General features: G+C 59.9%; 23 protein-coding genes. 8 read left to right on the forward strand and 15 right to left on the reverse strand.

All coding sequences use genetic code 11. The features are described 5' to 3' along the window. The first annotated feature begins 236 nt into the window (after positions 1 to 236). The 4 genes from KHO30_RS03600 (at position 237) to KHO30_RS03615 (ending at position 4,124) form a co-directional block, all read left to right on the forward strand. On the forward strand, positions 237 to 1,376 hold the full coding sequence (locus KHO30_RS03600) for a porin (protein ID WP_211700072.1): 1,140 nt from the start codon (positions 237 to 239) through the stop codon (positions 1,374 to 1,376). Positions 1,377 to 1,455: 79 nt separating this feature from the next. Continuing rightward, positions 1,456 to 3,033 carry an ABC transporter substrate-binding protein gene (locus KHO30_RS03605; protein WP_211700073.1) on the forward strand — a complete coding sequence of 526 codons (1,578 nt, stop codon included), beginning with the start codon at positions 1,456 to 1,458 and terminating at the stop codon, positions 3,031 to 3,033. Between the two features lie 39 nt (positions 3,034 to 3,072). Continuing rightward, entirely contained in the window at positions 3,073 to 3,327 is a 255-nt protein-coding gene (locus tag KHO30_RS39700; protein ID WP_408309371.1) for an ABC transporter ATP-binding protein, read from the forward strand. Between the two features lie 47 nt (positions 3,328 to 3,374). Next, the gene (locus tag KHO30_RS03615; protein WP_054033812.1) at positions 3,375 to 4,124 is read left to right on the forward strand and encodes a nicotinamidase; all 750 of its coding nucleotides are present in this window, start codon (positions 3,375 to 3,377) and stop codon (positions 4,122 to 4,124) included. Between the two features lie 135 nt (positions 4,125 to 4,259). On the opposite strand, the gene KHO30_RS03620 is transcribed toward KHO30_RS03615, so the two are convergent. Next, a complete protein-coding gene (locus tag KHO30_RS03620) occupies positions 4,260 to 4,994 on the reverse strand; it encodes a hypothetical protein (protein WP_244863930.1) in 735 nt (244 codons plus the stop codon). A 409-nt stretch (positions 4,995 to 5,403) separates the two neighbouring features. Between KHO30_RS03620 and KHO30_RS03625 the strand changes: the two genes are divergently transcribed. From KHO30_RS03625 to KHO30_RS03635, 3 genes are all read left to right on the forward strand, one after another. Continuing rightward, the gene (locus tag KHO30_RS03625; RefSeq protein WP_200652902.1) at positions 5,404 to 5,934 is read left to right on the forward strand and encodes a GNAT family N-acetyltransferase; all 531 of its coding nucleotides are present in this window, start codon (positions 5,404 to 5,406) and stop codon (positions 5,932 to 5,934) included. A 273-nt stretch (positions 5,935 to 6,207) separates the two neighbouring features. Further along, positions 6,208 to 7,434, forward strand: coding sequence for a hypothetical protein (locus KHO30_RS03630; RefSeq protein WP_211700075.1), 1,227 nt, complete (start codon positions 6,208 to 6,210; stop codon positions 7,432 to 7,434). Positions 7,435 to 7,451: 17 nt separating this feature from the next. Beyond that, entirely contained in the window at positions 7,452 to 10,001 is a 2,550-nt protein-coding gene (locus KHO30_RS03635) for an ATP-binding response regulator (RefSeq protein WP_211700963.1), read from the forward strand. A 21-nt stretch (positions 10,002 to 10,022) separates the two neighbouring features. On the opposite strand, the gene KHO30_RS03640 is transcribed toward KHO30_RS03635, so the two are convergent. The 11 genes from KHO30_RS03640 to KHO30_RS03690 form a co-directional block, all read right to left on the reverse strand. Beyond that, complete coding sequence (locus KHO30_RS03640; protein ID WP_211700076.1) at positions 10,023 to 11,153, reverse strand: hybrid sensor histidine kinase/response regulator; 1,131 nt, start codon at positions 11,151 to 11,153, stop codon at positions 10,023 to 10,025. 23 nt (positions 11,154 to 11,176) lie between these two features. After that, a complete protein-coding gene (locus KHO30_RS03645; RefSeq protein WP_093636724.1) occupies positions 11,177 to 11,644 on the reverse strand; it encodes an NUDIX hydrolase in 468 nt (155 codons plus the stop codon). Between the two features lie 854 nt (positions 11,645 to 12,498). Beyond that, positions 12,499 to 12,885, reverse strand: coding sequence for a BON domain-containing protein (locus KHO30_RS03650; protein WP_211700077.1), 387 nt, complete (start codon positions 12,883 to 12,885; stop codon positions 12,499 to 12,501). 30 nt (positions 12,886 to 12,915) lie between these two features. Next, complete coding sequence (locus tag KHO30_RS03655; protein ID WP_211700078.1) at positions 12,916 to 14,061, reverse strand: porin; 1,146 nt, start codon at positions 14,059 to 14,061, stop codon at positions 12,916 to 12,918. Between the two features lie 92 nt (positions 14,062 to 14,153). Next, positions 14,154 to 15,782, reverse strand: coding sequence for a 3-(methylthio)propionyl-CoA ligase (locus tag KHO30_RS03660; RefSeq protein ID WP_211700079.1), 1,629 nt, complete (start codon positions 15,780 to 15,782; stop codon positions 14,154 to 14,156). 42 nt (positions 15,783 to 15,824) lie between these two features. Continuing rightward, positions 15,825 to 16,187 (reverse strand): Rieske (2Fe-2S) protein, encoded by a 363-nt coding sequence (locus KHO30_RS03665; RefSeq protein WP_211700080.1) that lies wholly within the window; start codon positions 16,185 to 16,187, stop codon positions 15,825 to 15,827. Next, complete coding sequence (locus tag KHO30_RS03670; protein WP_093636739.1) at positions 16,174 to 16,734, reverse strand: RBBP9/YdeN family alpha/beta hydrolase; 561 nt, start codon at positions 16,732 to 16,734, stop codon at positions 16,174 to 16,176. The genes KHO30_RS03665 and KHO30_RS03670 overlap by 14 nt, the downstream gene beginning before the upstream one ends. Positions 16,735 to 16,766: 32 nt before the next feature. Continuing rightward, positions 16,767 to 17,615, reverse strand: a complete 849-nt coding sequence (locus tag KHO30_RS03675) for a TauD/TfdA dioxygenase family protein (protein ID WP_093636742.1) — start codon at positions 17,613 to 17,615, stop codon at positions 16,767 to 16,769. 10 nt (positions 17,616 to 17,625) lie between these two features. Further along, a complete protein-coding gene (locus tag KHO30_RS03680; RefSeq protein WP_211700081.1) occupies positions 17,626 to 18,606 on the reverse strand; it encodes a quinone oxidoreductase family protein in 981 nt (326 codons plus the stop codon). Between the two features lie 112 nt (positions 18,607 to 18,718). Continuing rightward, positions 18,719 to 20,038 carry an MFS transporter gene (locus KHO30_RS03685; RefSeq protein ID WP_211700082.1) on the reverse strand — a complete coding sequence of 440 codons (1,320 nt, stop codon included), beginning with the start codon at positions 20,036 to 20,038 and terminating at the stop codon, positions 18,719 to 18,721. A gap of 155 nt (positions 20,039 to 20,193) precedes the next feature. Continuing rightward, positions 20,194 to 21,249: a beta-keto acid cleavage family enzyme gene (locus tag KHO30_RS03690; protein WP_211700083.1), complete on the reverse strand. Its 1,056-nt coding sequence runs from the start codon at positions 21,247 to 21,249 to the stop codon at positions 20,194 to 20,196. A 242-nt stretch (positions 21,250 to 21,491) separates the two neighbouring features. Between KHO30_RS03690 and KHO30_RS03695 the strand changes: the two genes are divergently transcribed. Then, the gene (locus KHO30_RS03695; protein WP_211700084.1) at positions 21,492 to 22,493 is read left to right on the forward strand and encodes an AraC family transcriptional regulator; all 1,002 of its coding nucleotides are present in this window, start codon (positions 21,492 to 21,494) and stop codon (positions 22,491 to 22,493) included. A gap of 32 nt (positions 22,494 to 22,525) precedes the next feature. Here KHO30_RS03695 and KHO30_RS03700 read toward each other — a convergent pair whose 3' ends face one another. From KHO30_RS03700 to KHO30_RS03710, 3 genes are all read right to left on the reverse strand, one after another. After that, a complete protein-coding gene (locus tag KHO30_RS03700) occupies positions 22,526 to 23,167 on the reverse strand; it encodes an MAPEG family protein (RefSeq protein WP_211700085.1) in 642 nt (213 codons plus the stop codon). Between the two features lie 71 nt (positions 23,168 to 23,238). After that, positions 23,239 to 23,793 (reverse strand): carbonic anhydrase, encoded by a 555-nt coding sequence (locus KHO30_RS03705; RefSeq protein WP_342345950.1) that lies wholly within the window; start codon positions 23,791 to 23,793, stop codon positions 23,239 to 23,241. A gap of 397 nt (positions 23,794 to 24,190) precedes the next feature. After that, positions 24,191 to 25,834: a methyl-accepting chemotaxis protein gene (locus tag KHO30_RS03710; RefSeq protein ID WP_211700087.1), complete on the reverse strand. Its 1,644-nt coding sequence runs from the start codon at positions 25,832 to 25,834 to the stop codon at positions 24,191 to 24,193. Positions 25,835 to 25,920 lie beyond the last annotated feature (86 nt).

Consider the following 25,920-nt stretch of genomic DNA (forward strand, 5'->3'; position numbering starts at 1 on the left):
GCATTCGAAACGATAAACGAATGCTACCTTTCCTAATTAGTCTTCAAAATAGAACGTTATTTCAAATTGATCTATTTGAACGAAGGGTTTTAGTTTTTTCTTCTCCCGGCCCCGCGATACAGTGATTCCCGTTCCCCGATGGACGGGAATGCAGCTCCGAACCCGGTGTGCAGCGCATTGCGGCATCACGCGGGTTCCGGTCTGGCTTCTATGGGATCCACACAAAAATATCGCACATGAAATCAAGATTCTTTTTCGGGTTTGGAGTTTTAGGGATGACTGCGATGCTGGCAACATCGGCGGCGCGAGCGGACAACAGCGTGACGCTCTATGGGCGGATGGACAACGGGGTGAGCTATATAACGGACACGGGTGGGCAACACCAATACAAGATGGACAGCGGTGTTGTGTACAGCAACTACTGGGGGCTGCGCGGCACGGAAGATCTTGGTGGCGGCACACAGGCCGTATTCGACCTTCGCTCAGGCTTTCGTGTGACCGATGGTAGTTCGAAGCCCAGCAGCGGCTATATGTTCGGCAAAACTGCACTGGTGGGACTGAGCAACTGGCTCGGCACGCTGACGCTCGGCAGGCAATACGACTTCATCAACGACTACACGTCTCGCTATAACATCAGTCAGGACGGCGACGGCTATGCGATTCACCTCGGCGACCTCGACCGCATGAGCGGCGACACAATGATCAACTCGGTCAAGTTCGCAAGCAAGAGTTTCGACGGTCTGAGCGCGGGCGCGATGTATTCGTTCAGCAATACGGCCGGCAGTTTCCATACAGGTTCAGCGTGGAGTGCCGGCGTGCTTTACACCGCGGGCGCGTTCAGTGCGGCAGCGGCATACTCGCAGCTGAACAGCACGACAATCGATCCGTACAACGCGCTCGGCCTGTCGTCATTCCTGGGCACCACGACCGCCAGGGTCAGCAGTTCGACCGGTCAGCTCACGTCGCTGTATTCGAGCACCGGACTGACGGTGAGCCACCTCGATACGGGCGGGATCGGCGCAAGCTACAGCTTCGACAAGCTCACGATCAAGGCCAACACGACCCTGACCAAGATCACGTCGGCCGATGGCAATGTGTCGTCTTTCATGCACGTGTACGAAGCCGGCGGCGCGTATCAGCTCTCGCCTGCGCTGGCGCTCCGCTCGGGCTACCAGTACACGACCTTCGAGCATCACCACTGGAACGAACTGTCGGTCGGTCTCTACGAGAGTCTGTCGAAGAGTACGCGGATCTACACGTCGGCGGGTTACCTCCGCGCATCGAGCGGTGTGAATGCGGTGATCGGCTATGCATTCACCCCGTCGAGCACGCAGACACAAGCCAACGTGCGCGTTGGTATCGCCCACAACTTCTGAACTTCTGAGTGACCCTGTGCTGGATCCCGGCCGTGGCGCGCGTGCCGCAGCCGGGATCAAGTCAAACGAGAAACATCCAATGAAACTGCGATTTGCCGCTATTGCGTTGCTCATGGTTTTGCCGCTTGCGAGTGCCTTTGCGAAGCCGTTGGTCGTCTGCACCGAAGCCAGTCCGGAAGGATTCGACCCGGTGCGTTACAGCACGCTGACCATCACGAATGCGTCTGCCGACGTTATTTTCAACGGGCTCGTCACGTACGACGATGCCACCGGCACCGTGCAGCCAGCGCTCGCGCAGAGTTGGGACGTCAGTCAGTCCGGCGCGGTCTATACGTTCCATTTGCGTCCCAACGTCCATTTCCAGACGACCGATTACTTCAAACCGACCCGGACGTTCGATGCCGACGACGTAATCGCCACGTTCGACCGCATGCTGAATCCGGACAACGCATGGCGCAAGGCGTTGCCGACGGTGGTGATGCCGAACGTACAGTCGATGCAGATCACGAAGCTGATCAAGTCGGTCGACAAGGTCGACCCGCTGACGGTCCGCATCGTTCTCAATCATCCGGACGCCACCTTGCTGCCGATCCTGACGATGAGTTTCGCCTCGATCTATTCGAGCGAATATCTTGCGCAACTGCTAAAGACTAACGCGATCGCAGACCTGAACGCCAAGCCGGTATCGACGGGTCCATTCGTTCTCAAGAGCTATCGTCCGGACGCGACGATCCGCTACACGGTGAACCCAGACTACTGGGGGCCGAAGCCCAAGGTCGATGGACTGATCTACGCGATTACGCCCGATCCGACCGTGCGAGCTCAACGGGTCAAGGCCGGCGAATGCGATATCGCTCTCGCGCCGAAGCCGGACGACATTGCATCGGCGCGCCGGGACCCGTCGTTGAAAGTACTCGACGTGCCCGGTTTCATGACGGCGTTCGTCGCGCTCAATACGCAGCGTCACGGTCTGGATAGTCCGGTGGTGCGCCGCGCGATCAATCTGGCCTTCGATCGCGATACGTACGTGAAGACGTTGTTCGGCACCAGCGCAGTTCCCGCGACGGATCCGTATCCCAGCAGCACGGAGGCGAAGACCGGCTATGCGTACGATCCGGCGCTCGCGAAAAAGCTGCTGGCCCAGGCGGGCATGGCGAATGGATTGAGCCTGACGATCTGGACCCGCTCGACCGGCAGCACGCTCAATCCGAATCCGAAGGTGGGCGCCGAACTGCTTCAGGCTGACCTCACCAAGGTAGGCATCGACGCACGGATCAAGACCCTGGAGTGGGGCGAGTTGCTTCATGAAATCAAGCAGGGACAATATGACCTGCTGTTCATGGGATGGGCCGGCGACAACGGCGATCCGGATAACTTCCTGTCACCGCTATTCTCATGTGACGCTGTGAAGGGCGGTACCAACTTCCAGCGTTACTGCGATGCGTCGCTGGATGCGTCGATCGCGAGCGGGAAAGCTACCAGCACCGCGTCGGTTCGCGCGCAGGACTACGACCGTGCCGTGAAGATCGCGCACGATCAGGCGCTCTGGATTCCGCTTGCGCATCCGCTGGTGGCTGCGATCACGCGTCCGAACATCGATGGCTATCACGTCAGTGCGTTCGGCCGTGTGAACTTCGGGGCTGTGTCGATTCGGTAACAGCGTCCGGAAAACCTTCCCATATCGCTCTTTCACCGGATGACGGTCGTGCAGTTGCACGACCGTTACTGGAGACTTGCGCGCGTTTTCTCTGCGCCACGCCATCCGTATACGCAAACCTTGATGGCCGCCACGCCCAGGCTCGATTTTTCTGCCTCGCAGGAGTCGCGGCATCGAGATTGCTGGAATAGTCGGCAAATTCCCCGGACATCAAACCATTTAGCGAATTTTTGTGCGATTATTTATGCGGTGGCTTTCAGAAAGACAGGTGCCTCGAGACGCAGTCTGAAATAAATTTGGCGCCTCTATGATTGTGGCTTCAATCGAAAAGGGGATTCGCCGTGGGAGAAAACCGTCGTAGGGCACTCATCAAGTCGACCGCCGCGCTCGGTCTGGTTCATCTTTGTGGCCTTGGAAGCCTGAGCGCTTTGGCAGCGTCGGCTGCATCAGGCAAACACATCACGCCCGGCAGCAAATCCGCATTGATCGTCGTGGACGTGCAAAATTGTTTCATCGATGGCGGAACGCTGCCGGTGAAAGGCGGCGCCGAAGTCGTGCCACTTATCAACGAGTTGGCTGGCAAGTTCGAGAACATTGTCATTACGCAGGACTGGCACACGCCGGGACACGCGTCGTTCGCCAGTTCCCATCCTGGTAAGAAGCCGTTCGAGACGGCGCAGTTGTCGTACGGTACACAGGTCTTGTGGCCGGATCATTGCGTGCAAGGCACTGACGACGCCGCGCTCGACAAGGACCTTAAACTGCCGACTGCGCAAGTCATCATACGCAAGGGCTTTCACAAGGACATGGACAGTTATTCCGCGTTTGAGGAAGCCGATCACAAGACAGAAACCGGCCTCTCGGGATATCTGAAGCAGCGGCATATCGACACCGTGTTTGTGACCGGACTGGCGACTGACTTCTGCGTTGCATGGACAGCAATGGACGCCCGCAAGGCAGGGTTCAAAGCTTATGTCATCGAAGACGCAACGCGCCCGATTGACCTCAACGGCTCACTTGCGGCGGCGCGAAAAAACATGGATCGCGTGGGCGTAAAGCGGATTCAGTCAAAGGATATCTTGTCGACGTGAGTGGGCGGCTCAGATCACTGCCGTGGATATCGCACACGCGTCGCGGCTTCGTATGCCCGTCCTCGACAACCACGCGCAGCCAGCCAACTTGACTGCGCTCCGGAATGCCGAGGACGGTGGCACTCGTCACTACCCTTACTGCTGCTTTGTCAGATCCTGCCCAATTACGGCGACAACTGCCTGCTCGCAATCCTTGAGACCTGCGACCGACTGATCGAACTGGTCGATCAGGGTGCCGAAACTGCCATAGTGATATTTAGCGTCCGCTTCGACATGAACAGAGTTGGCCTTGATGTCCCAGCCGCAGGCGAATGTCTTGAAGTACAAGTCTTCCTTGGACTTCGAGTCAAGCAGGCGAGCACGAACGACGACCCACGGAATGAAATCGCTCGATTCCGGCGGCGATACGTAACCAAACGAAGTGATCCACACGCTCAGGATGGCGTCGGCGTTGGTCTTGACATCGGAAAAGTCGTCGGACTTGCCGTCGCTCGAAAGCTTGGCATGCTGGTCGTGCAACGCAACGATTTCATAGCCGTTACCGGACAGTCGGGTTGTCAGGCTATCGTTGACGACGGGAGCGAAGGTGATTTTTCCGCTCGCCACTTGCTGCGTGTACGTACTCGTATGATTGGCGTTGATCCCGGCTTGCACCAGTCCACCAACCAATCCAAATGCTCCGCCAGCACCACCGAAGTTGACCACACTCTCTCCGTGCGGTTCATTGACGTCCAGCACAGCGATCGAATGGAGCTTTTCACGATTGCTGGCGGCGAGATCTGTTTTCGGAAGCGTAGAACAGCCCGTGAGTAGTGTTGTTGCAACAATAAAACCCGCGAGTGCAGAAGTTGAAAGCGTTTTGTTATTCATGATCTTTTAAGTGTGGATTGAGAGCGCGGACGCCATTGGCCAGTGTCTTTTGTTGGGGGCACCCTCACGGAAAATTCAAACACGGGCGAACTATTTATCGGCGCTGTTTGCGTGAACTTTAGATTTTCAACTGAGGTGTATTACGCTCGATAAAAGGCCATGCGCTATTGCTCGTTGGCGGAAAGTAAATCGGTGGCGGTCCCGTGGCAGGCGTGCGGAAAGTTGATTGTTTCTTGTAGGGTGGATTATGCTTTTTGCATTGAATGCGCGGCCTAAACGATCGTTGCGCCTGATCGTCGGGGCGAAGTTTGGCGGCAACCGGTCGTTCGACATCCCCGCTCAGATCGCTGACAATCTCCTACGCGCACCCGAGTCCACCGGCACAACTTTGAATCCAAAAGAGCCTTAAATGACGGGAATATCCATCAGAACCGCAAATATCGACGATGCTCAAATGATCGCCGATTTTCATGTGAAGGTCTGGAGGCAGACCTACCAGGAGCTTGCGCCAGCGGAAGCATATGCCGTCCTCGACGAGCAATATCGTGGCAAGCAGTGGAAGGAAAAACTGTCCGCGAATGACAGCAGCCAGGTCGTGCTCATTGCTGAGATCGACGGTAGAACCGTTGGCATCGGAGCCGCCGGGAGGCCTTCAGAATCGATATTCGACGGTCGCGGCGAGATCAAATTCCTTTATGTCGATCCTGACTTCAAGCGCCGCGGCATCGGCCGCGAGTTGCTTGCACAACTTGCAACTCATTTGAGGAAAATGCACTACCAAGGAGCCGCTTTAAGCGTCGTCAAGGGAAACGAATCCGCGATCGCCTTTTACGAGGCGCTAAATGGCCGACCGGCAGGCGAATACATCGATCCGGGACCGATGTGGCGATCGGAAAACATCGTCTTTGCGTGGGACGACGTTGCGAGTCTGATTGGTTGAGAGACGTCGTCAGAGTTCTCAAATGATGAGAAATCGACGGACTAACTTTCAATCAGAACTCCGATACGCCCACGCTTGTTGCTTCGAATCCACCCGCCGCCAGCCTCACCCCACCCCCAGCCGCAATTTCCGGTAAGTCCCGCAACTTTCGCGATGCGACCGAACAGACGGACACACCGCGCCGGATTTCTCTAGAGTTGAATGTCGGCAGTCAATCCTGACTGACGATGCTGCGCTGACTTTCCAGCGTAAGTTCAACTTAAGGGAACCCAAATGAGAACGTCTCCTCAACAGGAAATTACGATCGATTTCGATGAGCAGGCCAACTCCAGTCTGCACCCCAATAGTGCGCCTTTGACGCTCAAACACACCATTCACCCAGAAGAGATAAGGGACAACCTGTCAGCGGGCCAAGGTGGCATTGGGTTTCTGTTTCACGCTACGGACTGGGATACGCTTTCATTTTCATTTCATAATGTGAAACGCAGAAATGCGTCATTTGAAGAAGAACTTTGGAAAGCAAAGCCTTTTATCGCATCGCCTATCTATTCGGGATCTCAGGTCATAGGGGCCAATATTGCGTGTCCAGTTCCTCTCGAGTTGTGGCTTGGGAGCCCGCGCGGTATCAAGCGGTTTCGGGAGACGCAATTTTTTCCGGCTCTGGAACTGGCAAGGCAAGCGGGATTGAGTATGGTGGCGATGGGCGCGTCCACGCCCTATGCCTGCAACTATGGCGCACTCCCCCGGCATACGAAGCCGCCCCACATCACCACGGGTCATGCCGCCACCGCCTCGATGCTGAAAGACTGGGCCATCCACTGCTGCAACGAACTTGATCTCGAATTCGGCAAGACGAAGCTCGCTCTATTCGGCGCCGCTGGGCGACTCGGCGTCACGGCGGCTAAATACCTGCTTTACAAAGATGCACCGAAAGAGCTTGTTCTGATCGATTTGCCGGACAAGGTGAACCTGCTCAAGGAGCAAGCAAAAGAACTGCTGGCAACTGATCTGCTGGGACGAACCCGGATTTCGGTACACACCTTCAGTCCGGACACGCCGTTGCCGCAGTTCGATGGCGCAATCCTCGTCAGCAGTACCAGCGTTCCCTACCTCACGTCTTCTGACCTCAAACGGGCGCAGTTCTGGATCGATGATTCTCATCCCAGGGCAGCGAGCGTCGAGGCTGAACTCGCGTCGCGGGCCCACACGCTATATATTGAGTGTTTCGCCCGTGGCCCTGCCGGACTCAACACCGTGTTTCCGTTCAGACTGCCGACCACCCGCGATTGCTATACCTGTTTCGCCGAAGGCTACGCAGCCTGGCAGGAAGGCATTGCTTCCGATTTCATCATCGGCAGCCCTCCTGTGTGGTCCGTTTCATATACTCACGGTCTTCTGAAGAAGTACGGGTTTTCGGTCGGACCTTTTCACGGTAAAGACGGTTCGGCGATCATCCAGAGTACCCAGCGTCGTGGCAAACACGAACTGATAGGGTCGTGAACGTCATTGGAGGCCAGATGGTGATGCCGCGCGAGAGCATGCGGGATTTGCTGGAACGAAGCCGGCTTGCAATTCGATGGGGAGGCATACTTGGCCTCCTGTGCCACCCCATTTACTACGTCGTCTGGACCTATGTCCTGCCGCAGCCGTACGACAACCTTTTCCTCCGGTTGAGTGCGGCTGTGATCTGCATTCCCTTGATCTTTCAGGCGCGTTGGCCGAGGCGATTTAACAATTACCTGCTGATCTACTGGCATTGCTGCCTGATCTACGTATTGCCATTCGTTTGTACTTTCCTCGCGATCAGAAATTCATTCTCCACTATGTGGATGATGACCGAGGTCATGATGCTTTTCATCATGGCGCTGTGTATCGACAACCCGCTTTTGCTGATGGGCTGCATAGGCATCGGCATTCTTTCCGGTTCGCTGGCTGCGGTGGTCAGCTCACCGGCTCCGATCGTTCTAAGCGCGGCCAACCGGTCGGATCTCGCCGTGCTGCCCGTCGTGGTCTTGTGCAGCATGGCTTTCAGCTATGCGATCAGCAAAGGGCGCATCTTTGTCGAAAGAAATCGAGCATTGCAGGCCCTTGCGGGCTCGATCGCCCATGAAATGCGTAACCCCCTCAGCCAGCTGAAGCACGTTCTGGATCGCGTGGAAGATGCGCTGCCTGCGAGGACTGAATCCACTCCGTCGCCGGCGTTGTCGCAGGACGGGGCGGCGTTGCTTTATCGTCATCTCGCCCACGGACAACTGTCGATTGAGCGAGGCCTGCGTATCATCGCGATGACACTGGACGAAGTCAGCGCCAAACCCATCCGCTCCGACTATCTGACCTATCTGAGCGCGGCGAGTACCACACGCAAAGCGCTGGACGAATACGGTTTCAGCGATCAGAAGGAGCGCAGCAAAGTCAGACTCGTGGTGCTGGAGGATTTCACCTTCAAGGTCGACGAAACCGTCTATCTGTTCACACTGTTCAATCTGATCAAGAACGCGCTCCATCACATTGCCGCGCATCCTCTAGCGACGCTCACACTCACGGTCGAGCGGCAAACGGTGATCGTTCACGACACAGGCCCGGGTATTGCGCCCGAGATTCTGCCGCATCTGTTCGAGCCTTTCCGCACTGCTGGCAATTCGGCGGGTACTGGGCTCGGGCTCGCGTACTGCCAGCGCGCGATGCGCGCCTTCGGCGGCACCATCGGCTGCCGATCCGAAGTCGGAAAATTTACGCAGTTCACGCTGCAATTTCCGGTCGTTTCTGAAAGCGAAGTCGCGAGCCATGAGCAGAAGATTCTCGACCACGCCACGCCATTTTTCAGGGAGAAACGCATTCTTGTCGTGGACGACGATGCCGGTCAGCGGGCGAGAACCCGTCGTGCGCTGTCGAAGGTCGGCGCGGACGTGAGCGAAGCCGCAGACGGCGAGACGGCGCTGAACATGCTTCGACAGGCAACGCCGTGGGACCTTGTGCTGATGGACATCAACATGCCGGGTCTGGACGGCTACACGACCACCGAGAAAATCCGCGCTGGCCGTCAAGAACCTAACTGGAATGTCCTGATCGTCGCTTATACGGCAGAGCCAAGCAATGTGGCGCGCGTCCTTGCACGGCAAGCCGGCATGGACGGACTCATCAGCAAATCCTGCGGCGTGGTGGAATTGGTTGGCACCTTGCAGACGATCTTCGAAAACGGCAAACAGCATCATTCGAAACAGAGCTTCGATGGGTTCGCCGGCAAAACGATCCTGGTGGCGGACGACGACACCTACAGCGGGCTGGTTGCCAAAAGTTATCTGGAGCGATGCGGCGCGAGCGTCGTCGAGGCCGAACATGGGCTGGCTGTGCTGGCGAGGCTGCAGGAAGACGACACTATCGATGCCATCGTGATGGACCTGAATATGCCAGGAATGGGCGGCGTGGAAACGACCACGTTGATTCGGGCCCGTACCGATGCGTATGCCCACGTACCGATCATTGCCTTGACCAGCCAATCCGATATGGAAGCCGTACAGGCATGTCTCGCTGCAGGCATGAACGAGGTCATGATAAAACCCGTACAGGTCGGTTCCCTGTATGCCTCCCTCGCAAGACAGTTTGCCCAGCAACGAACCTTGCACGCGCCGGCGAAGGCAGATTTATCTCAAACATTGGCCAGCCCAATCGGCAAGCCCGCCACTGTCGCGGAAGGCGATCTGCTTGACAAGAAACACCTTGAAGAGCTTATGGCGCTTGACTTGCTGGATCAGTCGTTCCTCAACGGCATTGAGCAGATTCGCGTGCTTATGGCGCAACTTACTATCAGTGTGACGGCTCGTGACCTTCAATCGGCGCGCGGAGTATTGCACCTCCTTCTTGGCGTCAGCGGCAATATCGGAGCAAAGGGGCTGCACCAATTCACGAGGCAGATTTATCCGCGAGTGGTAGAAGGCGCATGGCCTTCGGAGGCTGACTGGCTTGCGCGGATTTGCGTGTTGGGTGAGCGTTCAGCTAACGCGCTGGAGACGTATTTCGATTCGGCCAAAGCACGTCGCGATCATCGGGACGTGCTCAGCGATAGGTAACCGTCTGACGGCTACCCGGTGTCAGTGATGTGCATTCATTTGATTTCTGAAACTGGGAAACCCCATCGTCACGGTCGTGCCCACACCCAGGGTGGATTCGATACGGAGGCACCCACCGAGAGACTGCATGATGCGGTTGCAAAAGATCATGCCCATACCGTGCCCGCCGGACCCTGCGTAAGTCGTGACGGGGTCCAGCAACAGACGTGCTTTTATCTCCGGTGCAATCCCCGGACCGTTGTCGTGAATACGGATCTCAGGTTCGGGAGTGTCCACGACTTCGAGGCGCAACGAAGGCGAGGGCGCACCGTCGAGCGCACGCAACGCGTTGGATAACAGCGAAGAGATGACGAGCGCCACGCAATTGGGCATGGCGTGCACGGTAAAATCCCCTTGCACGTCGACCTGTATCCAGTCGCGCTGCGAGGCGGCAAACGGATAGGTATCGAGCAAGGTAGCGATCAATCGCGTCGCGCGGATCTCGTGGGTTCCAATGCCCGACGCGGCCTGTTGGCCTCCGTTCTTGTGCACCGCCGCCCAGAAGGACGAGATCAGCGTCAGGCAGTACTGTGCATTATTAAGCATTGACGCTGCCGCCTGGCCGATCGCCATTTGACGCTCCGGATCGTATTGCTCAGCAACGTCGGTTTCGACGCTGCGTGCAAAAAGGGAGATCGTTGCCAGCGGCGTGTTCAGCTCGTGGGCGAGGAAAGCAAGCGTCTCATCCATCGCCAACAGGCGCTGTTGACGGGCTTCTCGCTCAGCGTAGCGTGCGGTTGCCAGTTGCAGAACCTCGCGCACCGTTTCAGCCCGAAGCGGCTTTTCGAGGATTCGGAATACGTCACCGGTATTGACCGTCTGCAACAGCATGTCTTTATCAGCATACGCGGTCACAAGTATCCGCACGATTTGCGGATACTCTCGCGCCACCTGACGCAGCAGATCGTCTCCGTCGCGTTTTGGCATGCGGAAATCAGTGACCAGTACGGCAATCTCCGCTCCGTATTCACTTAGCATAGCCATCGCTTCGTCTACGCCTTGAGCGACATGCACACAGTATTCTTTACGGATCGCGCGTGCGAAGTGATTGCGCGACATCTCGTCGTCGTCGACGAAGAGAACGGAAAAAGGTGGCTGCATAGTGTCACTCATCGCGTTCCCAGCAAGTTTCGATGTTAAGCCGGCGGCGCAGCCGTGTCGGCGACATGGGCATACGGTTGGGCCACCAGTTTAATGCTCCCATCCGGTTTGCCGATGACAGCCGGCGGCATTTCGGCGCGATTTTCGTGCTTACAAAAAAGATCGACGATTTCCCGCGTCGGTATGCTTGCGACTAGCGTTGAAATTTTGGCCGGGTTGAACCACCGGCAACGCGAAATTTCGTTACGCGCTTCGGGGACCGCGTCCTGAGGAACATCGGCGCGGAAAACATGGTGGTGTTTGCTGAGGCCGCCAAACTGGAACAGGTACGTAAGTTCCACTCCAACTAGCGAAGTCTCTTCTTCCAGTTCGCGCAAGGCGGCGTCCTGCGGCGACTCGGATCTCCGGATCGTGCCACCTGGTAAAGACCACCGCGAGCGCGTGCGGGCAACGAGAAGGATTTTGCCATTCTGGACGCATACGACTGTCGATCTATCTTTCATGCTTTCCATGTAAGCATTGGCACTTCGTGAGCAAGGGCCTAATTATGAATCACGCGTTGGGTGTTCAAACCGCCGAATAACCTGCGCTTTGATGGTCAGTGTTAGGGTTCAAGCGATGGTACAAAACCCTATCGGTTAATACCTCCAAAATACGCTAATCTAAAATAATAAGATCCGTTATAAAGGGGGCGAAAGCAAAATGAAAACCCGCTCGCCACTCACTATCTGTTTGCCGCTTGCGATATTTGTCACCGCATGCGTTCTGTCGCTTCCGACTCTCGTGATCGCCGTTGTCTGGATGACAATTGGTGTGATGGCGCTCGGCCATCGCAGCCTTGAAAGCTTCCCTGTGACTGGCATAAGCCGCAAGTGGCTCCGGGGATACCGCGGAGCATGCCTGTGGTTCTGGCATCTGGCCTGGTGGCCCTGGTACATGCGTTCGTCTATCCACGATGTCGCCGGACAGATCGGAAACTCGCTGCATCGAACGAGGAAATCAGGGGATAAAGAGCCGAGGCGTTCGTCGGACCGGCGGTCAAATGGCGACCATGATTGACATTGGTAGACAAAAGGCAATCAAGACTCGGCGGGGCGTGCGTCAACGGTGTTGCTATCGAGGTTGCCGTGCGTACGACACCCACAGTAGCGAAGAAATTCAGTGCTTCCAGGGCGCGGGTTGGTTTCATTGGGCATAACCATCGGACGTTGCACGTCGCATTGGTCAGCAAGGTCCGTTCCTGGGGGATAGGTGTCGGCTGCGCGCGACCGACACATTGGGCGCCGCCACTGATGGGTCGAAGTCGGCGAGCCCAGTTGTCTTCGGCCTCGCCCACTCCGTTTCTGACTACGGCGGATTACATGCCGCCAAATGGCTTCTTCACCGTCAGCTTGTTGGTCACTGACATCACGCCGGGAACGCCTCGAGCGATCGCCTCGACCTTGCTGATCTGGGTAGCTTCCGTGACCGTGCCATTCAGTGTCACCGCGCCGTCTTTCGCAATGACGCTGATGTCTCCGGCGTTGATCTCCTTGTATTTCCCGATGGCGGCATAAATCTTCCGGCGCAAGGCACGATCCGCTTTCCTGCCCGCGGGTGCCGCTGCGCCCGTTCCCGCCGTCGTGGACGCACCTTGCGCGCTGGAAGGGCTACTGGCTGCTTCACCGGCATGGCACCACGTGGTCACGGACATTGCAACGAACAATGTGGCGACAGCCAGCCCAAGTGTCTTGATTGTTTTCATGGATTGCTCCGCTTGAAGAGTGTGACGGAATCAGAAGTTATGGCGGAGGCCGATCATCGCGGCAGTGGTGGACATGCCTGGCGCAACCGGTGCCCCATAGATGATCGTCTGGTTCATCGTCCCCTTGTTGTCGACGTAGCCGACTTGCGCGTATACCTTGGTCCGTGGGGACAGGTTGTATTCGGCACCCACTGCGATTTCGCTCGAGTGATTCGCTGAATGATTCCGGTCCTTCAGGTAGTAGTAGCCGGACGTGATCTTGAGTTGCGGATTGAACTGGTAGCCGAGGCCACCCGACACCATTTCGAAGTCAGCAGTGTTGCTCTTCGCCGGGTTTTTGCCGATGCCGTACGAGGCGGACATAGAAAATCCACTGATCGTGTACATCGCACCGAAATAGTAGAAGCGATTGTTGCTCTGGCCTGTCGCAGGCACAGCCGGCGCCGCCGGATAGGTCAGCGGGAACGGATTGGTGTCATGTCCGTTGTAGTACACAGCGGACAGGTTCAGTCCGTAGTTCGAATATTTGAGCACAGCCGATTCACGCGTGCCGCCCTGGAACTGTCCGGCGACGCCACCCGGCGCGTACTCAAGCGCAAGCGATGCACCATAGAATTTCGGCGAATTGTAGACCAGCGCGTTGCTGTCATAGAGGGCGCCGATTGGAGCGTTCGTGCTGGTGCCGGGCCAGCCGGCCGCCTGGTTGATGCCGAGCCACGCAGTCAGGATGCTGCCGAAATACTGTGCGCCGCGTACGTCGGTTTCCGCCATGGCGTAGATCATCGGGATGATCTGCCGGCCGGCGTCGAACGTGCCGAACGGCCCGGTTGCCCCGATCGTTGCGAACTGGTTGAAGATTGCGGTCGTGCCCGGCGTATCAGACAGCCCGGACTTGCCGTTCGTGGTGTTAAACGTGCCTTGCAGCTTGAAGGTGATCTTGTAGCCAGCGCCGATGTCCTCGCTTCCTTTCAGACCCCAGTAGCTGGAATAGATGCCACCGTCCTTGAGTTGATAGGAATGCCCCTGGTTTCGCGCGGTCGGCTGGAACGTTGCCGCCGAGGTGCTTTGATACAGGAGTCCGCTGTCGAGTACGCCATAGAGCGTGACTGAAGACTGGGCGTGGACCGCGCTGGAAAAAACTATCAGCACTGCCAGGCTGCTTGATTTCAATTTCATTGTGTCTCCTCCTGGTTTGAGGCGTGCCGGGTGGACCCGGCAGTTTATGGTTTGTTACTCGAATGAAACTGTGTTGCTGCCGTGCCAGTGTTTCAGGCCGACAGGTAGTAATCGCCGAACTGATCCCGCAACCGGTTCTTGAGGACCTTGCCCGTTGCACCGAGCGGAACCGAGTCGACAAACACAACGGCATCGGGCTTCCACCACTTCGCAAGCCGGCCGTCGAAAAACGTGAGCAGTTCGTTCGGGACGAGCGCGCTGCCAGGCTTCTTCACGATCAGCAGCAGGGGCCGCTCGTCCCACTTCGGATGCCGCGCGGCGATGCATACCGCCGTCGTGACTTCGGGGTGCAGGTACGCGATGTTTTCGATGTCAGTTGAACTGATCCATTCGCCACCGGACTTGATGACGTCCTTGCTGCGATCTGTAATCTGCATGAAGCCGTCGGGATCGATCCTGGCCACGTCGCCGGTCGGGAACCAGCCGTCGCGCAGCGGCGGTGCGTCGTCACTGCCGAAATATTCCCGCGTGACCCAATGACCGCGCACGAGAAGGTCGCCCGTTGCGGCGCCGTCCCATGGCAATGCCTCGCCTTCCAGGTCGACGATTTTCATGTCCGTGCCGAATACCGGGCGACCCTGCTTCGCTTGAAGTGCGTAGCGCTCTTCCACCGGCAGAGACGCCTGATGTGCCTTGAAACTGCAGATCGTTCCGACCGGGCTCAATTCCGTCATGCCCCATGCGTGCACGACATTGACGCCATAGCGCTCCTGGAACGCTGTCGTCATCGCTGTCGGGCAGGGCGCGCCGCCGATAATCGTGCGCTTCATTGACGAAAACGAACCCGTGATCGCGTCGACATGTGCAAGCAGTCCCTGCCAGACTGTCGGCACGCCGGCCGACAGCGTGACCTGTTCATTCTCGATCAGCTCATGGAGCGACTTGCCGTCCAGCGCCGGCCCTGGAAACACCAGCTTCGCACCGACCATGCAGGCGATATAAGGCAATCCCCACGCGTTCACATGGAACATTGGCACGACGGGGAGGATCACATCGCGGGCCGAACAATTCAGCGAATCCGGCAGCGCCGCGGCGTAGGTGTGCAGCAGGGTCGAGCGGTGGCTGTATAGCACCCCTTTAGGATTGCCTGTCGTACCGGACGTGTAGCACAGCGACGAGGCGCTGTTTTCGTCCAGCAACGGCCAGTCGAATGCGTCACTGTGACCGTCGACGATATCCTCGTAGCACAGCAGCGTCGCCGACAGGCCATGGTCTCGCGGCATGTGCGCGCGATCGGTCATTGCAACGAAGATCTTTGGGCTCCTGACCCGCGGCGCGACGCTCTCGATCAGCGGCAGAAACGTCAGGTCAAAGAACACCACGCGATCTTCCGCATGTTCGATGATGTACGCGAGCTGGTCGACGTGCAGCCGCGGGTTGAGCGTGTGCAACACGGACCCGGACCCCGACACCGCGAAGTACAGCTCCATGTGCCGGTAGCCATTCCATGCCAGCGTCCCCACCCGCTCGCCCGGCTTGATGCCGAGGCCTGCCAGCGCGTTTGCCATGCGGCGCGCGCGTTGCGCAAGATCCCGGTACCGATACCGGTGAATGTCACCTTCGACCCGTCGCGACACGATTTCCTGTTCGCCGTGATGGCGTTCAGCATGCGTGAGCAGCGAAGCGACCAGCAGCGGTTGTTGCATCATCAAACCTTGCATCCTTGTTCCCCTGAATGGATGTGTGTTCCCGCGCGGCCCGGATCACGATGCCGCATTGCACGCCGGTACCGGCGCGGGACTGGCGACTGGATCCTCGAGACTCACGAACAGCTTTCCGTCGATGGTCCGGACTGGGAATGTCGTCAGGCTCAACCCACTTACACCCGGCATGCAGCCGGTGCGGAGGTCGAAGCGCAGGCCGTGCGCCGGGCAGCTCAGCACGCACCCGTCGAGATGGCCGTTTGCGACCGAGGCCCCCTGGTGGGGACACGCGTTGTCAATCGCGTGGATCGTGCCGTCGATGTTAAAAAGGACAACGCCGCGGCCATTGATGAAGGCGAGTTTTCGCTGGCCTGGTCCGAGTTCATCGACCGCACCAACCGGTATCTGATCAGACGAGTTCATGGATCAGTGTCTCCGCCATGGGCCATTCACCAAACCCTGCGGCCGGATTCAGGTGACCGACTTCGCCAAGGTCGACAAGACGGCTACCCCAGTGTTTCGCCATCGCCGCCACACGCTCGAACTGCGCAAGCGGATCGTTGCGGCTCGCGCCGACGATGCTCGGAAACGGCAGCGGCTTTCGTGGAATCGGATGCCAGCCGTTCCCGGCCAGTGCATCGATGTCCGGATAGCCCGCCGGCAGCGGCGTCTCGAGATCGGCGGGAGCGGCGAGCAGCGCACCGTGAATCTTGCGGCTGTGCTGCTCGGCCCAGTGCACCGTAATCATCACGCCTGCACTGTGCGCGACCAGGATCACCGGGCCATCGATTTTCGCGAGGGCAGCATCGAGCGCCGCAACGCGCGCAGCGCAACTGAGTTTGTCGTGCTCGAGCGGTGGCACCGAGGTGGCCTTGGGCAACTTCCGCTCCAGCAGTGTTTGCCAGTGCTCCGCGACGTGGTCGCGCAAGCCGGGCACCATCAGAATGGTCGGCGTCGTATCGAGAGTCATGAAGCGATCCCATGCAGGTGGTTGCGGTCCGATCAGTACGGCTTGTCGCCGACAATTCCGGCGCGCTCCATCTTGCGGTGACACGGCGGGTAGTCCATCACCGCATAGTGCTGCGTGCTGCGGTTGTCCCAGATCGCGATGCTGTTAGGTTTCCAGCGCCAGCGGACCTGGTACTCGGGGATGTAGGCCTGGCTGATGAGATAGCGAAGCAGTTCACCCGCACCCGGATTGGCGTCCTGCCCGAAGCGCACGCGCGCCGGTGTGTGGTAATTGGTGAAATGGGTGGTGAAGGCGTTCACGAACAACACCTTCTCGCCGGTCTCCGGGTGCGTGCGCACGACCGGATGCTCCGCGTCAGGGAATTGCGCTTTAAGAGAGAGACGTTTTTCGATCGGCATTGCGGCGCCGAAGCTCGCCTCGATGCTGTGGCGGGCGCGCAGGTCCGCGATCTGGGTCTTGACGTGGTCCGGCAGGTTCTCGTAGGCGAGGACCATGTTTGCCCACATCGTGTCGCCGCCGACCGGCGGGCACTCCACGCAGCGCAGGACAGCGCCGAACTGCGGCGCCTCGCGCCAGGTGGCGTCCGCGTGCCACGCGTTTTCATACCGGTCGTTGGGCTGGTCCGGGTTCTTGTAGATGCGCACGAGGCCCGGATGTTCCGGGTCGCTGCCGGCGACGGGATGGTCTTCCAGCGCGCCGAAACGGCGAGCGAATGCGACGTGCTCGCCGCGCGAAATGTCCTGATCGCGCAGGAACAGCACCCTGTGCTCCAGCAGCGCCGCCCGGATTTCGGCAAACAGGCTGTCATCGTGAATGGCATCGGCGAGATTCACCCCGACCAGTTCGGCACCGATCGCACACGTCAATTGTTCGACTCGCATGACCTGCTCCTCAGATAACGAAGACCGACGAGCCGGTCGTCTTGCGCGATTCGAGGTCGCGGTGGGCTTGCGCCGCGTCCTCCAGTGCGTAACGCTGGTTGAGTTCGATCTTGATGCGGCCTGCGGCGACATGCCCGAAGAGTTCGCCGGCAAGTTCGTTCTTCTCGACGGGGTCGGCAATGTAGTCCGCCAGCGCGGGCCGCGTCAGGTAGAGCGAGCCCTTCATCGCCAGCATCTGCGGATTGAACGGCGGGATGGGCCCGGACGCCGTGCCGACGCATACCATCAGGCCACGGCGCCTGAGCGAATCGAGCGACGCCTCGAAGGTATCCTTGCCGACGCTGTCGAACACGACGTCCACGCCCGTTCCGTTGGTCAGTTCGCGCACACGCTTCGCGACATCTTCCCGGCTGTAGTAGACGATGTGATCGCAGCCATGCGCGCGGGCCACCTCGCCCTTGGCCTCGTTCGACACCGTGCCGATCACGGTGAGACCCAACAATTTCGCCCATTGCGACACGATCAGACCGACACCGCCGGCGGCGGCATGCAGCAGGATGGTGTCGCCCGCCTTGAAGTCGTGAATGCGGCGCATCAGGTACGAGGAGGTCAGGCCTCGCATCGTCATGCCGGCAGCTGTTTCGCAGGAGATCGCATCAGGCAGCTTGATGAGCGACGCGGCCGGAATCAGGCGTTCTGTACTGTAAGCGCCTAGCGTGTTGAGAAAGCCGGTGTAGGTCACGCGATCGCCGACGGCGACGTTGGTCACGTCGGGACCGATGGCCTCGACCACACCTGCGGCCTCAACACCCATGCCCGCAGGCAGCGGTACGGGGTACAGGCCGGTGCGGAAGTAGGTGTCGGCGAAATTCAGGCCCACTGCTTCATGGCGCAAGCGAACCTGTGCGGGGCCGGGGTCGCCCACTTCAACGTTTTCATAGCGCAAGACTTCGGGACCGCCGGTTTCATGGAAGCGCACTGCTTTTGCCATGTCAAATCTCCTATTCATTACTCGAACTGCAAATTTATTTCGCCTGTGAAGTGCTGCCCGATTTGTTCTCGGGCGCACTTGCCAGGTCTAAAGCTCGCGGGTGACCGTCGAGTCAGCTCCCGGCCTGCTCACGCAGGGCACTCAAGCGATCGAGGTCGACGCCATAGTTCCGCTTGCCGATGAAGAAGGCGACTGCCGCGACGAGAGGTGCGAACGGCACGAGTTGCAACGCGCCGAGCAACCCGATCCGGTCGGCCACGATGCCCGTCAGGACCGCAGCAGGTGCCAACCCCAGCAGGTTGTTCGCCAACGTCAGGGTGGCAAACGCCGATGCATGGATCGATGGTGGGGTGAGGTTCGCCACCATCGCACCCGAGGGGCCGGTCGCACCGGCACAGAAGAACATGCCGGCGCCGATCACGACGAGCTGTGCCGGCCCCGCCGGCATGCGGAAGCCGATTGTGAGCAGCACGAAGCAGATCAGGCAGAAGGCGACGGCGGTGCTCCACTTCCTTTCCCGCGCATGCTTGCTGAGCCGGTCGGCCAGGTTTCCGCACACCACCATGCCGAACGCGGTGGCCAGCACGAACACGGCCGCGCCCATGGCCGCCTTGCCGGCAGGCATACCGTAGTAGCGGTTCAGGAAGCTGGGCATCCACGCCCATACAGCGGCCGGAACCAGCAGATGGATGCCGCTGCCGACGTAGGCACACACGACCGACTTTGTTGAAAAGAGTCCTTGGATCAACGTGCGCAAGCTCATGCACACACCGGCGCCCTGTGCCTGACGACCCACGTTAGCCGGCTGCAGCGGCGCGAGTCGCTTTTCGGTGATGGCAAACCGGTAGAAAACGACCAGCATGATGCCAAGCGCCGCCATTGCGCCGAACGCCGCGCGCCAGCCGAAGTGAGCCGCGACGGCACCGCCCAGCGCCATGCCCAGCACTGAACCAAACGCTCCGCCAGCCATGAACGCGGCGGTGAGCGTGGCGCGCAGTCGCGCCGGAAAGATGCTGAGGACGACCGCGATGCCGACGCTGCCGTAGGCGGCTTCACCGATACCGACGAAGGCGCGCGCGAGCAGCATCTCGCCATAGTTCGTCGCGAGCGCGCAGCCGAGCGTCGCGAGACTCCACATCGCCGCCATCAGGACAATGCTCTTCACGCGGCCCCAGCGGTCGGCGAGTACCGACAGCGGAAAGGTGAGCACGCCGACCATCAGCGCGACCACGCTGCTGAGCGAACCGAGCCGGGTGTCGGAAAGGTGCCATGCCGCCTTGAGCATCGGAAACACCGCATTCAACACCTGCCGCGACATGTAGTCGGATAGCAGCAACCCCACCGTCAGGACGAATACCACCCACGCATACGCGGGTACGCCTTTTTGCGTTGTCGAAATATCGCCTGTCATGGGCTCGGCATGCGTGAACATGAGTTGTCTCCTTCGTGTCCAGCTCGTTGGCGACCGCCTTTGCCCTACAGGACAAAGGCAGTCTTTATGGATACTGCAAAACTCTCCCCGGCCTGGCCGGCGAGCCCTGCCTTTGAAGCGCGGCGTCCGCTAAACGTCAGCCGCGCTTCAATCCCTTACGCCGCGCGCAACGGCAGGTTCTTCACACCGGCTTTGCGATTCGGCGCCATGCCGTTGGCCGCGAGTGTCTCGTCCACCGTCTTGTACTGCACGCCAATCTTGTAGATTTCGCGCGCTTCTTTGCCGCTCGCGATTTCACGGCCCAGTTCGCGCGCCACGCGCACACACTGCTCGATCTGCTGCACCGAGCTCATGCGATTGCCGTGCTGGTCAATGATCGTGTCCTCGATGCCGCAGCGCGGATGCAGGCCCATGGCCATCGCCATCATGTTGAACGGCAGCACGTTCTTCAGCAACGACTCGGCTGTGATCGTGCCACCGTCCGGCGCACGGTGGACGAAGTTGAAGAAGTTGTGCGGGTTCGGACCGTCGAAGCCGCCGCCGATGCCGATCCACGTCAGGTTCAGCGGCCCCTTGTAGACGCCCTTGCGCACTAGGCGGTCAAGTGTTTCAAGCGCATGGATACCGGTAAGCTGGAAGTGCGGCTGGATGCCCGAGGCCTGCAGGCGGCGCAGATGCTCCTCAACCCAGGCCGGACCCGCGGGCACGGTCATTTCGCTGTAGGCGGCCATCAGCGCAGGATTGGACAGCGACGTGCCTTCCAGGTACTCCGGATAGAGCAGCTCCATGATGTTCATCTGCGTGGTGTTGATCGCGACCGTCACCTGATCGGGCTTCGGGTCGAGATCGGCGAGCATGTGACGCGTGTCGTCGGACAGCCACTTCGCGGCCTGGCCGTCGTCTTCCGGTGCAAACGAGATCGAGCCACCCACCTGGATGATCATGTCCGGCACGGCCGCCCGCACACCGGCGATCAGCTCGTTGAACTTCGACAGGCGCTTGGAGCCCTTGCCATCCAGTTCGCGCACATGCAGGTGCAGCACGGTCGCGCCGGCCTCGTAGCAATCGACGGCCTTCTGGATCTGCTCCTGCATCGTTACCGGAATGTCTTCAGGAAAGTCCTCGGGCATCCATTCCGGGCCGTACGGAGCGGTCGTGATGACAACCTTGTCCTGGTTCTCGGGGTGCAGCGAATCGTCGAGGAATTGCATCGTGTTCTCCAATATGAGTACGGTGTTCCGACGCTCGCGACACGGCTGGCCGCATGAAAACTGGTCGGAACATGATGAACCGTTGAGATCCCACGATACGGCAATCCTGCAGTAGACTTTTATGATATGGCGCCATTCTTTTAGCTTTTCATGCCACTACGCGTTAACACCGGTGCGTGCGGCAGACATTCCAATACCGGACGCAGGAAGGCCGCCTGTAAGGCGTCCGCGGAGACAAAGCAATGGAAACGATGTTGCGCTCGGTGGCCATGAGCGGCTATTTCGATGTGACGCGGCGGGTCGGACTGAACCCGGTCGAGCTTGCACAGCAGGTCGGGATCGATACCGCGGCGCTTGCGAATCCGGACGACCGCATTCCGGCAACCGCCGCGTGCCGGCTGCTGGAACTGACGGCCGAAAAGGCGTCATGCCCAACTTTCGCGCTGCAGATGGCCGAGACCCGCCAGAAGTTCGGTACCGGTGTGATCAACGTCCTGCTCGCGCACAAGCGCACGCTGCGCGAGGTACTGCTGGCCACGGCTGAATACCGGCATCTGTTGAACGAAGCCCTGGCTGTGTATGTCGAGGACGTGGGCGAAACGGTTACCATCCGCGAAGAACTGGTCGTCGAACCGGGTACCCCGACGAATCAGGCGATCGAGCTCGCGGTCGGTGTCCTCTGGCGCCACTCCAGCGCTCTGCTTGGCGATCACTGGAAACCACGCTCGGTCCATTTCGTTCATCAGGGACCGAAAGACCTGACGTTTCATCGACGATTTTTCGGCTGTCCACTGGAGTTCGGCAGCGACTTCAACGGCTTCGTGTGTGCGGCCGCCGATCTCGACTACCCGAATCCCTCCGCTGACCCGGAACTGGTGCGATATGCCGAGAGCCTCGCGGATTCACTCAACGTGACCGGTGTCGATTCGACCGCGTTGGAAGTGCGCAAGGCGATCTACTTGTTGCTGCCCGTCGAGCAGGCCACCGTCGAACTGGTTGCCCGCCATTTACGTCTGAGCGTTCGCACCATGCAGCGCCAACTTGAACTTGCGCATACCAGCTTCTCGCGTCTGGTCGAGGAAGTCAGGGGCGAGCTTGCCGTGCGCTATATGAGCAACCCACGCTATCCCATTGGGCGGGTTTCCGCACTGCTTGGCTATTCGCAGCAGGGCTCTTTCACAAACTGGTTTAGTTCACGCTTTGGTGTGACGCCGCGTGACTGGCGCAACAGCCATTTGAAATGATTGCGCCGGTCCGGTCGATGGGCTTCATTGAATCAACCCGCTTTCACCGGCCGCGTCCCCCAGAACAACACTGCCTCGATCGCGAAGAAAGCAACGAGCGGCACAATCGCGCCCACCGTCCCCGCGATCTCACGCCCGAATCGGCTTGTCACGTACAGCAACGCGATCATGCTGACCGCCATACCCGGCGCCCCGAGTCCGCGCAGCGCAGCGCTGCGATGGTAGCCGAGCCAGAATGCGCCTCGCGCGACGATCCAGACCACAGTCGTCGCCACGACCGCGCGCATGGACGAACCATCGGGGCAGTAGGCTGCCAAGCCGAACAGCGCCGCTGCGAACACGATGATCTGCTCAACCGTGTTCTGCAGGTATCGTTGATTGACGCGCAACCTGCGTGTCTCGAAGCCCGCCAGCGGATCGAATGCGGGCGAGGTCAATCGTTCGTGCGCCACGGCTTCGATGCCCGTCACCAGGCAGAACAGCACCGCGACACAGCAGCATTTGAGCGTCAGAAGCATCCGCGCGCCGAGGCTGTCCATGCCCGGCGGCGGCGACATCAAAAGATCGATGCCGAACCAGAGCCCCGAGGCAAACAGCGACGCGACTGCGATGCCGACAATACCGACGCTGCGCTGCTGTCGAAAGTCGGGCGCGTGATAGGTCGGGTCGGTCATGGATTTTTCCTCCGGGCGTTTCATACGGGGGCATCAGCATTGGCCACCCGCGGAAGGATAAACCCACTCCTTTAGACGAGCGCAATTTTGCCGGTGGCGAGGTCGTACATGCCGCCGACAATGTCGATCTTCTTGCTCTCGTAAAGCTTCTGGACGATCGGTGGTGAGCGCTTCAGTCGAGCCACTTGGCGTCGCACGTTCTCGGCGGCCGCGTTGTCCAGCAAGTTGCCGGTCTTCGTTTTCTCGGCGGCGATGACGGCAGGCTTGATCGCTGAGATGAGTCCCGGCAAATGGCCGGGAAGGACCGCTTTGGCCTTCAACACTTTGATTGCGGCATCGACCGCACCGCATCCGGTGTGGCCCAGCACCATGATGAGCGGCACCCCCAGGAACTGCGCGCCGTATTCGAGAGAGGCAAGCAGATCCGGGTTCACGACATTGCCCGCGACGCGTAAAACGAAGAGATCGCCCGGCCCCTGATCGAACGCGAACTCCGGCGCTACGCGCGAGTCGGCGCAACTCAGGATCGTGGCGATCGGATACTGTGCTTGCACACGGGCGGCACGACCTGATGAAAAGTCGCGCTCGTTCGGCGCGTTGGCGGCATAGCGCGCGTTGCCATCCATGATTCGCTTCAACGCGTCCGCAGGCGGGATCGAGTTCGGCGGTGGCGATGCGCCGGGTGCCGGCGGCTCGGCCGCGAGGGCGGCGCTCACGCTCCACGGCAGGAGTGCCGCGAGTGCGCCAGTCTTCAGGAAATCCCGGCGCGATACTTGAGGCTCGTGCTGCGCATCACCACAGACATCACACATTTGAATGTCTCCAGTCATTGCTGGGCGCATCCGGCCGCAAACAGGCGCCTTGCCGCATCGCAACGCAAATGGCACAGGTCACCTGCTATGTGCACCTCACGCGGTGGTCCAGCGCCACGCGGCGGATCAACCAATGTGCATAGATTTGAGTCTATACCGTCGTCAGGCGCAGTGTCCGGAAAATCCCGCGGCTGCGGGGAGCGGGCCGCCCTTACGCGAACGTCACGCGGCGCGACGCCGAGGTCGACGCCGAAGCCGAAACCGAGGCCGACGCGAACGGTGTACCGCCGCTAGCTTCAGCGTCGTCCACCTGGAATGCAGCGGCGGCGCGTTGCAGGCTCATCGCCTGCTCCTTCAGCGACTGCGCCGCGGCCGCCGCCTGCTCGACGAGCGCCGCGTTCTGCTGCGTCATGCTGTCCATCTGCGTGACCGCGAGATTCACCTGATCGATGCCGGCGCTCTGTTCCGCCGCGGCCGCCGCGATCTCCTGCACGACACCGGTCACACGCATGATCGCGTCGCGCGCTTCGTCGATCGTCGAGCCGGTGTTTTCGACCAGCGTCGCGCCACTGCCGACGCTGCCCACCGCATGACTGATCAGCTCGCGGATTTCCTTCGCCGCGGTCGCGCTACGCTGCGCGAGGCTGCGCACCTCGCTCGCGACGACCGCGAAGCCGCGACCCTGCTCGCCCGCGCGTGCCGCTTCGACCGCTGCATTGAGCGCAAGAATGTTGGTCTGGAACGCGATGCCTTCGATCGTCGCGATGATCTCGACCATGCGGCCCGATTCGTTCGAGATACCCTTCATCGCCGCGACGGCCTGCGTGATCATGTCGCCGCCGCGGTTCGCGATTTTCGCGGCGCCGGCCGCAAGCTCGCTGGCGGTGCGCGCGTTGTCCGCAGTCTGGCGGACCATCGCCGTCATCTGCTCCATGCTCGACGCCGTTTCCTGCAAGGAGGCCGCCTGGTTCTCGGTGCGCGACGACAGATCCGCATTGCCGTTCGCAATCTCGTTCGCGCCGCACGCGACGTTGTCGGATGCATGCTTGATCTGACAGATGGTGCTGGTCAGCGCGTCACGCATCCGCTGCATTACGTGCAGCAGGCTCGACGTGTCGCCGTCGCGCGTGCGGATCGCCACGGTCAGGTCGCCCGATGCGATCGCGTCCGCCACATTCGCCGCGTAGGCCGGATCGCCGCCGACCGTGCGTGCGATGCTGCGGTTCGTCACCGCGACGAGCGTCACGAGCACCGCCGACACCGCCAGGAAGATCGCGCCGATCAGCCACAGCGACGCCATGAACGCAGCGTCGATGTCGTCGACATAGGCACCGGTCGCGATGATCCAGTCCCACGGCGCATAGCGCACCACGTAGCCGATCTTGCCGACCGCCTGTGTCGACGCCGCACCCGAATGTGGGAACACATAGTCGACAAAGCCGCCGTCCGGCGCCTGCGCAGCCGACGCGAACGTCACGTAATGGTGGCGGCCATCGGCATCGGCGCTGCCTGCGAGATCCTTGCCTTCGAGTGCCGGCTTGATCGGATGCATCACCATCTGCGGCTTCGAGTTGATCACGAGGAAGTAGCCGTCTTCGCCGTAGCGGACGCCGCGAAGTCGTTCGAGTGCCTGCTTGCGGGCATCGGCCTCCGGCAGCGCGCCGCTTTGCGCCAGCGCGGCATACTCCGTCACGATGCTGAGCCCGACGTGTGCGATATTCGTGAGGTCGTGCTTACGTTCCTCAATGCGCGTCTCGCGCGACTGCCACGCCGCCGATACGGAGACGGCGAGCAACGCGACGAGGCTGATGATCAGCGGCAGCCACAGCTTCTGCTTAAAACTGAGCTTGTGCATCCTGAGTCCTCGAGCAAACGAATGGAAATCGCGCAGGGCTGCCGCGCGAAGTGGCACGTGAATGGGCGCGCCGGGCGGCGCCGGTG

The sequence above is a fragment of the Paraburkholderia aspalathi genome (assembly GCF_905220735.1).
Taxonomy (GTDB): Bacteria; Pseudomonadota; Gammaproteobacteria; order Burkholderiales; family Burkholderiaceae; genus Paraburkholderia; species Paraburkholderia aspalathi.